General features: G+C 51.9%; 12 protein-coding genes and 1 pseudogene. All 13 read right to left on the bottom strand.

The window, feature by feature from the left end; genetic code table 11:
• Positions 1-20: 20 nt before the first annotated feature.
• Positions 21-380 carry a Lin0512 family protein gene (locus PACILC2_RS18675; RefSeq protein ID WP_062492688.1) on the bottom strand — a complete coding sequence of 120 codons (360 nt, stop codon included), beginning with the start codon at positions 378-380 and terminating at the stop codon, positions 21-23.
• A gap of 172 nt (positions 381-552) precedes the next feature.
• A complete protein-coding gene (locus PACILC2_RS18670) occupies positions 553-2,124 on the bottom strand; it encodes a response regulator transcription factor (RefSeq protein ID WP_213530091.1) in 1,572 nt (523 codons plus the stop codon).
• The gene (locus tag PACILC2_RS18665) at positions 2,111-3,913 is read right to left on the bottom strand and encodes a cache domain-containing sensor histidine kinase (RefSeq protein WP_213530089.1); all 1,803 of its coding nucleotides are present in this window, start codon (positions 3,911-3,913) and stop codon (positions 2,111-2,113) included. The genes PACILC2_RS18670 and PACILC2_RS18665 overlap by 14 nt, the downstream gene beginning before the upstream one ends.
• A gap of 39 nt (positions 3,914-3,952) precedes the next feature.
• Positions 3,953-4,783, bottom strand: coding sequence for a carbohydrate ABC transporter permease (locus PACILC2_RS18660; protein ID WP_213530087.1), 831 nt, complete (start codon positions 4,781-4,783; stop codon positions 3,953-3,955).
• Between the two features lie 19 nt (positions 4,784-4,802).
• A complete protein-coding gene (locus PACILC2_RS27240; protein WP_244863630.1) occupies positions 4,803-5,120 on the bottom strand; it encodes a carbohydrate ABC transporter permease in 318 nt (105 codons plus the stop codon).
• On the bottom strand, positions 5,117-5,464 hold the full coding sequence (locus PACILC2_RS27235) for a carbohydrate ABC transporter permease (RefSeq protein ID WP_244863629.1): 348 nt from the start codon (positions 5,462-5,464) through the stop codon (positions 5,117-5,119). Before PACILC2_RS27235 ends, PACILC2_RS27240 begins: the two co-directional genes overlap by 4 nt.
• Positions 5,461-5,676, bottom strand: coding sequence for an ABC transporter permease family protein (locus tag PACILC2_RS27230; protein ID WP_244863628.1), 216 nt, complete (start codon positions 5,674-5,676; stop codon positions 5,461-5,463). The genes PACILC2_RS27235 and PACILC2_RS27230 overlap by 4 nt, the downstream gene beginning before the upstream one ends.
• Positions 5,677-5,777: 101 nt before the next feature.
• Positions 5,778-6,086 carry a type 2 periplasmic-binding domain-containing protein gene (locus tag PACILC2_RS27225; RefSeq protein WP_244863627.1) on the bottom strand — a complete coding sequence of 103 codons (309 nt, stop codon included), beginning with the start codon at positions 6,084-6,086 and terminating at the stop codon, positions 5,778-5,780.
• Entirely contained in the window at positions 6,083-7,036 is a 954-nt protein-coding gene (locus PACILC2_RS18650) for an extracellular solute-binding protein (RefSeq protein WP_244863626.1), read from the bottom strand. Before PACILC2_RS18650 ends, PACILC2_RS27225 begins: the two co-directional genes overlap by 4 nt.
• Before the next feature lie 261 nt (positions 7,037-7,297).
• Positions 7,298-8,313 (bottom strand): annotated as a pseudogene (locus PACILC2_RS18645) (glycoside hydrolase family 130 protein).
• A gap of 30 nt (positions 8,314-8,343) precedes the next feature.
• Positions 8,344-8,805, bottom strand: coding sequence for a RidA family protein (locus PACILC2_RS18640; RefSeq protein WP_062492682.1), 462 nt, complete (start codon positions 8,803-8,805; stop codon positions 8,344-8,346).
• Positions 8,806-8,828: 23 nt separating this feature from the next.
• A complete protein-coding gene (locus PACILC2_RS18635) occupies positions 8,829-10,454 on the bottom strand; it encodes an N-acyl-D-amino-acid deacylase family protein (protein ID WP_213530085.1) in 1,626 nt (541 codons plus the stop codon).
• Between the two features lie 22 nt (positions 10,455-10,476).
• The gene (locus tag PACILC2_RS18630) at positions 10,477-11,565 is read right to left on the bottom strand and encodes an alanine racemase (RefSeq protein WP_213530083.1); all 1,089 of its coding nucleotides are present in this window, start codon (positions 11,563-11,565) and stop codon (positions 10,477-10,479) included.
• Between the last annotated feature and the right edge of the window lie 406 nt (positions 11,566-11,971).

Here is an 11,971-nt window from a genome sequence, read left to right as displayed (position 1 = left end):
CGGCGGCCCGCAATTTCCTGCTAGTAGCCGACTTCGACGGCGGCGATCACGACATAGATCAGATCGTTCCGGTCGCCCTTGTCCGGCAGCACGATGCCGCTTGTCGTCAGCATGCCGCCCTCCGTTACCACAACTTCGACCTCTCCGTACGGGAGCTGCGCCTTCACCGCATCCGTATCGAGCTTGTCGCGGTCGCAAGGCACGGCAAGCTTGACGCGCACCTTCATCGAGTCCAGACTTCCTCCCGGAAGGATGGACCTAAGTCCCGGCATCGAATTGCGATGAATCGCATTGCGCACGGCGCGCACGGCCGCTTTCGTCACATCCTGGCCGTGCAGGTCGGTCCCCATTCCGATTTCGATAAACAGAATCTTTTCCACCGGATTTTCCTCCATGATCGTTTTCGCAGATTTTTTATACGTATTGCATGACTATCGCGTATGAACGACCGCGAGTCCTCGATAAATTCTATAACAATAAAGAAACATATTATTTCTGTCATTTCAATCATTTTTCCTGCGAGGCCGATCCGGACGGTCAATCGAATCCGTATTAGAGCGCCGCCGTGAGCGCGCGATACTCCTTCGGCGTCATTCCTGTGTACGACTTAAATACGGAAACAAAATATTTATACTCTTTGTAACCGACTTCATTTGCGATTTCGAACACTTTCTCGTGTGTGGTGGCGAGCAGGTGCTTCGCTTGCTCCATCCTCAGCTCATTCATGTATTCTTTGAAGCTCTTCCCTGTGCTTTGCTTGAAAAGGAGGCTGAAATAGCTTGGCGTAATTTTCAGCCATTCCGCGATTTCCGAAGCCTTCACATCATCCCGGTAATGCTCGGACAAGTATTTCTTCGCCCTCTCGATAATCCAGAACGATTTGTCAATCCCGGATTGGTCGACGAGCCGCATCAATTGTTCCATTTCGTTTAATGCCAAAGTCTCGATGCTGGAATAGGAGTTGTACACATTCAAATCAATGGAAGCGCCCCTGCTTTGCTCCGGCTGGTTCAGCCCGCTTTGCCGAAGGCGCAGACGAAGCAGCACGAGAAGCTCGTCATAAACACGAACCGCATCGGGCAGCAACAATCGCCGATTTTTCAGCGCCGCAAAGAACGATCCGACAAGCGAACGAATTTCCCCGGGATCCTGTTTGAATAAAGCGCTAACAATCGATTGTACCCAATCTTTGAACGGGATATCGGGCTTGCTTTCCAGCTTCCGTACGGCCGGATCGTCCGGAAACAGAACGGTACCGTCCGTCAGAACATGGTGCAGCAACGCTTCCCGGGCTTCCGCGCTTCTTGCGCCGGTTTGTTCCAGCTCGCGGAATGCGGCACTGACACCGCAGCATAAGCCGCCCGATCCGTCCCACCCCTGCATCGCATCCTCGAGGAGAAGCCGCCACGCGGAATCGCTCAACTCCGTATCGGCGATTGCCAAAGTGAACAGCATATTTTTGTGATCGAACACGGAAATGCTGCGAATTCCATGGGAGATGAGCCGCTCGTCCATCCATTGAAGCCATCGCTCCTGCATGTTTTGATAATCGTCGGCTGACAGACGGGAAAACCGTTCGGCAAAGTCTTTCCATTGACTTGCGATCAGCCTGTAAAAACCGCCTTTCAACGAAGGCGGAACGGCTTGACCGTTGCGGGCGGCGTCCTTGATCATGCCGGAAAACCACAACAGATGCTCTTCTTTGTTGGTTGCCGCTTTGTTCTTTCGAACGGACGCCACAATGTCCTGAACCACTTGGATCAGCTCATCGATCCGTACCGGCTTCAACAAATAATCTTTCACCCCGACGCGCATGGCGCGCCTTGCGTACTCGAATTCCTCATAGCCGCTGATGATCACCAGGCGGATATGAGGATAATGCAGATTCAACTGTTCGGCCAGTTGAATCCCGTCCATTCCGTCCATGCGGACGTCCGACAGCACGAAATCGACTTCTTGCTCCCTGATGATTCGAAGCGCTTCCTCACCGTCATAAGCCTCGCCTACAACGCTTACGCCAAACTTTTCCCATTCGATGGTGTACCGCAGCCCTTCGCATATGATCGGTTCGTCGTCCACAATGAGCATGTTCACGAACCGCTGTCGATTGTCAAGTTTCGTCATGCTCCGCACCGCCATTCGCTTTGGTATTGGGAATGTTTAATCGAACCAGGGTGCCGTCGGCCGAGCTGAATACAATGTCCAACCCGTAACCTTCACCGAAGTAGATGGACAAGCGTTCATGAATATTCAGCAATGCTCCGACTTTCTTCCCGTGGGCTTGTTTCTTTTCCAGAGACGTTCGAATCTTCTCCAGCCGATCCGCCTCAATCCCTTTTCCGTTGTCCTGCACATCGATCCGGATTTCGTTCTCAACCTCGTAACATTTTACGGTTATGACATTGACCGGCAAACTTTTATTCATTCCGTGCTTGATGAAATTTTCGACGAGCGGTTGGATGGATGATTTCAATATGAGCGAATCGGCAATTTGATACTCGGTATACAAGGCATATCGAAATCTGCGGCCAAGACGCTTCTTCTGTAAAAATAAATAGGACTGAACAAATTCCAGCTCCTGACGCAGGGTCGTCACATATTGCCCATTATTTTGAGCGGAGCGGAAAAACGTCGAAAGCATTTCAATCAGCTGGCTCGTTTTCCCCGCCTTCTCCAATCTGGCCGTCCAACGGATCATATCAAGCGTATTATATAGGAAATGGGGGTCCATCTGATCCTGCAGCAATTTTAGTTCGGTTTCGCGTTCCCGCAGCTCCAGCTTGTATTGGTAATCGATCAGTTCCCGAATCGTCGCGACCATTTCATTAAAATTACGGTTCAAAACGGAGATTTCATCGTTGGATTCGATCGGCAGATGAGCCGTAAAATCCCCCCGCTTGACGCGATTGGTCTCGTTTGTCAGGCGAAGGATGGGGCGGATAATCGTATATTGAAATCCAAACAGCGCAAGAAAACAGAGCAGCAGCATAACGCCGATCATCATGTACATCGAAATGCGGACATTCGAAGTTTCCTCGTTTACAACCGATTCGGGAATCAGCGCGAATACGTCCCATGCCGTATTCTTCATCGATTGGCGGAACAGCAGGTAGCTCTCGTTCCCCAGCTCCACGTTCATGTACCTGGCGCTTGGACCGGCCAAACCGGCTAATGGCTGTACATCGAATTCATCGAGTGCAGGATGGTTTGATTTCAGCACCGGTTTCCCGTCGGGACCGAGCACAAACACGAATCCCGCACCTTTGTACAGTCCCTTCTCAAGCAGTTCTACGATTTTCGCCTCATCCAGCCGAATGACAAGCTCACCGTGAGGAAGGGTAATTTGATGAAAGGAATTTAAAAGTCGTACGAGCGATACGACGCGAATATTTCCATTCCAGCTGCTGTGAGCCGAATACCCTTCGCTCCAAACGATTCCGCCTCTTAAGCGAACCGCCTTATCCAGCCATTCTTTTTCATTCGCGATGATCGGCTCGCCCAGCTCGATCACATTGCCGTTATAGCCATAAATGCTGATGGAACGAATATAGTCCTTCGAAAAGAGATGAAAAGTGAGAAAATCGTCGATCGTCCGCTTCAAATTTTCCGTTCGTTCTCTGCTGACGGGGGGAGACGGGCGCAAATACTCGTTCAAATCCGGACTCAATATGAGATAATCGGCGATATCCTTCACGGTGGACGTCTGTTCTTCCAATTGGCTGACGACGCTGTCCAAATTCCGGGTGGTTGTATCCACGAACTGCTTTCGCAGAATGTTGCTATATTGAATTTGGATCATGATGCCGACCGCCAAGGTCGGCAAAATCACCAAAACCGAAAAAATGACGAGCGCCTTGCGCTTCAAACCGAAACGAATGCCAAAACCTCGGGTTCTCTGTCTGTTTCTCCGCATCTCCTTTCCCCCTCGGCGGACGAACGCTTGCTTCGATCGCTACCCTTTCACGGCGCCGGCGGTCATCCCCGTTACCAGCTGCTTCTGCAGCGCAAGGTAGAAAATAATGATGGGAACCAGCGCGATCGTAAGTGCCGACATTTGCAGCGTCATGCTCGCCGTCTCCACCCCCGCAAAGTTCGCCAACCCCAAAGGCAGCGTTTTGATTGCGTCGGTGCTGACGAGCACAAGAGCAAACAAATATTCATTCCAATTATAAATGAAATTGAGAATGATGACAGTCGCCAATGCCGGCCGCGTAATCGGAAGAATGATGGACCAGTAGATTCGAAAGATTCCCGCGCCGTCCATGACGGCCGATTCTTCCAGGTCCTTGGGCAAGCCCCGCATAAAACCTTCCAGGATGAAAACCGTCAGTGAAATATGAAATGCGGTGTAGGGCAATATGAGCGCCCAATGGGTATTCAACAAAGATAAATCCTTCATGATCAGAAAGATCGGAATCAACGTTGCGTGAATGGGCACCAGCATCCCAATTAAAAACAACGCGTACGCAGCGGAGCGAAGCCTGAATTGGAACCGCGCCAAAAAGAAGGCGGTGAGCGAGCCGAGAAGCACCGTCAACAGCAGCGCTCCGAAGGTGACAAGGATGCTGTTTACGAAATACGTATCCATGTTCGCGATTTCCCATGCCCGAGCGAAGTTGGACCATTGCAGCGACTCGGGGAGCGACAGGGGATTTCGCGCGTATTCCGACTCTGTCTTGAACGATCCGATAATCATATAACCGATCGGAACCAAATTAAACAACGAGAACAGGATCAGAAAAGGATACCCGAGGATGATTGTCCATCGTGATGCTTTTCCCATAGCGTACCTCCTTTCTCTTTTAAGCTTCTCTCTCACTGCCCAGACGGTTCATCACGGTAACGACAAGGAGACTGAACAACACAATCAGAATCGACGCCGCGCTTCCGAGACCGAACTGTCTGTTCATAAATGCTTCGTTGTACATATAGACGGTCATGACCTCCGTCATATGGGCCGGACCGCCTCCCGTCAATATATTGACCAGGTCAAATACGCGGAAGGAGTTGCTGATGCTGTATACGACCGCAACCATAATCGTCGAACGGATCATCGGAATCGTAATTCGAAATACTCTCTGAAGCCTTGTGGCGCCGTCCAGCTCGGCCGCTTCGTTCACCTCGGAGGGTATGCTTTGCAAGGCAGCCAAAAAATGACCATGTACAGCCCGCAGTTCTGCCATATATAGGCAATCGCGATGGAGAGCATGCCTGTCGAAGGATCACCCAACCAGTTGCGCTGCGCGCTTTCCAATCCGATGAACGCGAGAATGCTGTTCAAATAGCCATTTTCCGTGCTGTAAATCATTCCCCATATCATCGAAACCATGACGGAGGAGATGACTACCGGCAAAAACCCGACGGTTCTGAAAAAAGCGACTCCTTTTAATTTGCCGTTCAACAAAAGAGCGAGCAGCAGTCCGAGCGGCAGCTGACCGAGCAGTCCGGTTACCATAATAATCAAATTGTTTTTACGCCCAGCCAGAAAATATCGTCCGATAAAATATGCGTGAAATTATCAAAGCCGATATATATTTTGTCGGTTAGACCGTCCCAGTTGAAAAACGAATAATAAAGCGACATGAATACCGGTACAATGGCGATACCGATATAGATGAGCAATGATGGCAGCATGCCAAGAAATATGGAAATTTTCGTTCCTTTCAATGTGTGCATCGCGTCCCCTCCATCCCTTCAAGGCGGTTCCCGGACCGACCGATGAAGATAACCCGCTGCACGGGTTATCTTCATCCGAATAAGGGCCGAACCGATTCGTATTATTTCAAGCTGTCAAGGACTTGCTGCACATCTTTCGCCACCTGCTCCGGCGTTCCTTGTCCTACCGTCAACGCCTGCAATCCGTCTTCAAGCTTTTTCGCCGCCTGCGTCGGAACGACCGCGTCGAATACCGGAGTAGAGCCGTGGCTTGTCAGCTCCATCATTTCTTTCAGGTACGGGCTGACGTCGTCGCCGATCTCGATGTTTGCCGGAACCATGATGCCGGCTTTCGTCAACTCTTGATACAATTCCTCGCTGACGAAAAACTTCATGAATTCGATCGCCGCCGCTTTCTTCTCCTCGCTCAACCCTTTTTGATTCCGATCCCGAATTGCGGTACGCCCGCTGCAACTTTGGGATCTCCTTCGCCCATTTTCGGGAACAAAGCGATGCCAAACTTGTCCCCTTCTTCATTATTGATGCGAACCCTTCCGTCCACGGTGGCGGAAGTGATATGCATGGCCGCTTTCTCCTGGATCAAATAATCTTGCGCTTGCACCGAGTCCATATTGTTTGCGTCTACATTAAACGCTCCCAGCTTCGTCAATTCGTCAATGACGGCGACGGCTTGTACGAATCTCTCGTCGGTAAAGGACGCTTCCCCGTCTACGACTTTTTGCAGAAAATCACTGCCGGCAAAGCGCTGCGCCAAGGTGGACATATAGGACGATTGAAGCGGCCACTTTTCTTTGTTGCCCAAAGAAATCGGCGTAATTCCCGCTTCTTTCAGTTTTTTGATCAAATCGATCCATTCGTCGTAGGTTGCGGGGAATTCATCATAGCCCACTTGAGCGAACATTTCCTTGTTGTAATAAATGATGTCGACGAAGTTTTGTTTTGTCGGCACCCCGTACTGATTGCCGTTCTTATTGAAGCCAGCCAGCGCGTCTTCGCGGACAAGGCCGTTCCAATTGTCCATATAATCGTTCAGAGGCATAAGCAGGTCGCCGTCCACTAAAGGATCGAGGTCGGCTCCTGGCCACAACACATTGATATCTGCCAGGCTGTTTCCGGCTGCTTGCGTAAACAATTTCGTTTTGTATTGAGCTGCGGCTACGCCATCCTGTTCGATCTTGATGTTCGGATGCTGTTCTTCGAATGCGGCAATTCGAGCCTTATACACCTCGTTGTCGACGTTCGGCGACGTCCACGGATGCATCAGGGTCAACGTAACGGTTTCCGCACCGCCGCTCCCCTCGCCGGCAGCGCTGCCGGCATCGGTGCCTTCATTCGCTTGGCCGCACGCTGTAATAAACACTAACATCGCTCCAACACCAACCAACATTAAACGTTTCAATCTCGTTGTTTTTTCATGTCGCACCCTCTTTTCGAATTAAATTATAACATTTTGTGAAATTATATTTCACATGATTGTTACAATTTCATTATAAAGCGTTATCATTAAAACCCATATCCCATAAAATTATGATAATATCAGACTTTTTTAATCTTTTTGTAAACGGTTGAAAGAATGAAGGATGAAGAACCGTCATATGCGGTTCTTCATCCTTCGCGGGAATTACTGCCCTTCTTGCATCACATGGTCGACAAGGTCCTGCAGCGGGACGGTGGCCAAGGCAATCGCCGTATCCGTAACGCCGTAGTAAATATATAAGAGGCCGTCCTTTACTATGTTTCCTGTCGGAAAGATGACATTCGGAACCTGATAGCCGAATTTTTCATAGTACGGTTCCGGCTGCATGATGAAATGTTTCGTTTTGGCGATGACTTTCTCCGGATGTTCCAAATCCAGCATGAGCGCCCCTACCCGGTAAACCGAATCGTAGTCCACCCCGTGATAAAGAACGAGCCATCCCCGGTCCGTTTTCACCGGCGGCGTGGAACCGCCGATTTTCTTTTGCTCCCAAGCCTCTGTCCCCGCTTTCGCGAGCAGCTTCGGTTCTTCCCAATGGATCAAATCCTCCGAAGAAGTGATCCAGATCGCCGCTTTCTCCGTGCCGTACGATTCGCCTACATATTCTTCCGGCCGCCGCAGCAGGTAATACTTGCCGTTGATTTTTTCCGGGAATAAAATATTGTCGCGATCGTTGATGTCGAGCGGCGTCGTATCGCACAAATAATCCCAATGGATAAGATCCTTCGACGTCAAAATGCCGGAACGCGTCAACCAATGCTCGTCCTTCTCTCCCCAGCCGTCGGGGTACGACGGGTAGGAGCGTTCAGGAAGCCCCGTGCCCGTCGGATAATAGTTCATCGCACACGGCCGAAGGGCGTAGTTCATATAAAAGGTGTCGTCAATTTTCACAATCCTCGGATCCTGTACGCTCCCGTAAGGAAATCCGAGCATATCCGGCGTGACGATCGGTTCGTCCTTCACATGGGTAAAGTTGACACCGTCGTCGCTCACAAGCAGTCCCAAGAAGTTTTGCAAGGCGTCAAAGAGCCTGCCGTGCGTTCAATCATATAAAATTTGTCGTTGTGAATGATGACGGCGGGATTAAATACGGTCGCTTTCCGCCATTCAAATAAGCCGGGAACTACGATAGGATTTTGCGGATGCCTGGTAATGTTCAGCATAGATCCCCCTGATGTGTTCAATGTAAATTATTCGATTTCGACAATTAACTCGATTTCAACCGGAGTGTTAAACGGCAGTTCATTGGCGGAGATGGCGGAACGCGCGTGTCTCCCTTTCTCGCCGAACACCTCAACCAACAGCTCCGATGCCCCGTTAATGACAAACGGCTGCTCGACGAAACCTTCCGCTGAGTTGACAAATGCAAGCATCTTCACGACTTGTTTCACGCGATCCAAATCGCCGATATGCTCTTTCAAAACGGCCAGAATATTGATCATGACTTGTCGCGCCGCCTCTTTGCCCTGCTCGACGGTCAGATCTCCGCCTACCTTTCCCTCATACAGCAATTTGCCGTTTTTCCGGCAATCGCATCCGGACGTATAGACCAGATTGCCAACGGTTTTGGCCGGAACATATTCCGCCACCGGCTTCGGAACCCTTTCCAGTTGAATTCCCAACTCTTCCAATCTTTTCTCCACATTTGCCATTTGAATTTCCTCCTGATCATAAGTTAGGTAACACGGCTGCAGCCGTCGTGTACGCAATGATGTTGTGCAGGAATGAAGCTGCCCACACGTTCTTGCGTATGGCGCTTTCCGGACACCGTCACCTTTCCGTTGACGATCGTGCAAGAGATGCCGTCCGGAAATCGGATGGGCTCCTGATAGGTGGCCGTATCGCGGATCGTATCCGGATCGAATACGACAAGATCGGCCGCATATCCGGGCACCAGCAGCCCGCGTTTGCCGAGCTTAAAGCGCGATGCCGGAAAAGACGAAACCTTGCGGACAGCCTGCTCCAACGTCAGCAGCTTCTCCTCGCGGACGTACTTGGCAAACACCTTCGGAAACGTGCCGTACGACCGCGGATGGGGCTTGCCGGTCACGCAGCCCAAGCTGTCCGACGCAATCAAGGATTTGTCGTATGCGATCACTTTTCTGACATCCGCTTCGGACATATGGAAATAGACGATAGAGAGATTCCCCCTTTCGCGGATTAACAGCTCCATCATCGCATCCTCAGGATCCTTCCCCATCATTTCGCTGATTTCCAACATGTGCTTTCCTTCAAGAGCACGTCCTTCCGCGGTCCGGGCGGCCGAAATATAAACGCTCTGCCAGCCTGTGGAATGGATCAGATTATCCCAATCCTCCTGTTCCCGGCGAAGTTCCCGCTTGATCCGCTCGCGAACGGACCGGTCCTCAAGCCTCTCCAGCACGGCCGGAATGCCGCCTTCCAAAGCCCACGGCGGCAGAATGGTGGTCATCATCGTCGAGCCGGCATTGTACGGGTACACATCACAGGTGACGTCCATTCCGCGGCTCCGGGCGTCCTCGATCAAACCGATCGCATCCTCGATTTTCCCCCAGTTGGCCGCTCCCGCCGCTTTCAGATGGCTGACGTGCAATGACACGCCGCTTTGTTCGGCGATCCAAATGACTTCCTTCACGGAAGAAAGCAAATTGTTGCCTTCTCCGCGTATATGCGTGGCAAGAAGACCGTTGTATTTGGCGACTACTTTGCAGAGCTCGGCCAATTCTTCCCGTTTCGTATAGCTGCCCGGGGCATACAACAGGCCGATCGACAACCCGAGCGCCCCCGCTCGCATCCCTTCCTCCAGAAGCGCCTTCATGTCCTGCAATTCGCTCTCCGTTGCCGGCCGGTTCTCAAAGCCCATCACCGAAATTCTTAACGCTCCGTGGGCAACATAAGTGGCCACGTTTTCCGACGGCCTGGATTTCGACAGGACGTCGATATATTCTCCGATGGTCTCCCATTGCCATTCCCACTCCGTCGTGCCGATAACCGAGGCGACGTAGCTTTTCAATTGCTCCCTGGTCTTTTGTAAATAAGGAGCCGGCGCAAGACCGCAATTGCCGACGACCTCCGTCGTGACGCCTTGTTGCATTTTTACTTCGCTGAACGGCTGGTCCAGAATCAGGAGGTCTGAATGGCAATGGCCGTCGATGAATCCCGGCGCGATTACTTTTCCCTCGGCGTCGATCACTTCCCTGCTCTCCTGATCCAACCGCCCCGTTGCTGCAATCAGCCCGTCTTTGATGCCGACGTCGCCGAAATACCATGGGTTTCCGGTTCCGTCCACCACTCTCCCGTTCTTAATCAACAAGTCGAGCATCGCACTTCCCCTCCTGTATGTGCTATGCCAGCATCCCCCGCGCGGATACGGGGATTTGCCGCCATTGCCCGTCTTCCTTTAACCAAACGGCATTGTGCAGATTGACCGTGGAACAAATGTGATTCGGGATAATGTCCAGCGTGTCCCCGATGTTTAATCCGTGCGGAGCCGTTGAAACGATGATCCCGTGTTCTTCGTTCATGCGTTCCAATACCGCGTCCGGGTGGCCGACAATTTCTCCGAACCCTTCCATAAACAACGGCGGTTTACCCGGCTGCACATCGGTCGCGAACGTTTTGCTTCCCCCGTCGATGACGGCGCGGAACGGAGAAGGCACGCTGATCACCGTCACTCTCACCTTGGCGGCAATGTCTTCGCGTTCGCACACGCCCATGCGGAGCAGCATCCGGTCGTTGAAAATATACGTGCCCGGCCGAATTTCCGTCACGCCCTTCACCGCTGCGGCGAAAGGCGCCGTCGGGGAAGAACCGACGCTGACGTGCCGAATATCAATGCCTGCCGACCGCAATCGGTTTGCGGCTTCAACCATAATCCAGCCTTCCTCCCGGCCTGCCGCCTCCAAATCCGTTGTGGCCTCTCCCCGCAGCACCGCTCCCTTGAACGTAAAAATTCCGTTCAGCTCGACGCCCGGCAGCTGCGAAACGGCCCTTCCCGCCTCAAGCACGTCATCGGGAGAAATGCCGGTCCGTTTCAGCCCCGTGTCGATTTCCAGCCGGACCTGCAGCCGAAGGTTCGCCTCCTCCGCTTTCTTCGATAATGCCCGGGCCCCTTCCACATTGTCCACCCCGACGGAGATGCGGTTCTGTTTGGCCAGCGCGATCACGCGGTCGATTTTGGACGGAACGACAATCGGGTACGCGATGAAAATATCGTCGATTCCCTGTTCGGCCATCACTTCCGCTTCACTGACCTTCGCGACGGTGATGCCCTTCGATCCGGCCTTTCGCTGCTCCACGGCAAACTCGGGGATTTTATGGGTTTTGATGTGCGGCCTAAGCTCTACGCCGTTAGCCGCGGCCATCCCCGCCATCCGCCTTATATTTCGGCACATAACCTCACGATCGATGACAATACAAGGTGTCTCAAGCATGCAACCGCTTCCTTTCCCTGTTGTCAAACAACTCATTGCAAAGATTATATAATTGATGGCATTTGCGCGGTATCCCACATTTTTAATAAAACATCCGTTAAATTGCATGCGCTTTAAAAAAGTACGGGCAAGGGATGATCTCCGTACTTCTCATGAAAAAAACGACTCCGTCGTCGGAGGGCGGCACTGTTTCGCGACAACTGCTCATACAAGATGGCGGCCAGGGCTCTATTCCCTCGCACACCCAACCGCTGGGCGCCTGATTGCGAAGCTCCAGGGCTTATTCGTCCGCTCCTACCACGCTGTGAACGGCCACCAGTCCCGAAATGGCTTGCTTTACTCCGGCTCCGCGGCGGCCGGCATCCAGAAGACGAGACCATAAAAGGGCAATGCTGCAAAAGTGCAG

It is taken from the genome of Paenibacillus cisolokensis (genome assembly GCF_018403665.1).
Classification (GTDB): Bacteria; Bacillota; Bacilli; order Paenibacillales; family Paenibacillaceae; genus Paenibacillus_AH; species Paenibacillus_AH cisolokensis.
The sequence above is the reverse complement of the archived record's forward strand: the minus strand, read 5'-3'. Positions and strand labels throughout refer to the sequence as shown.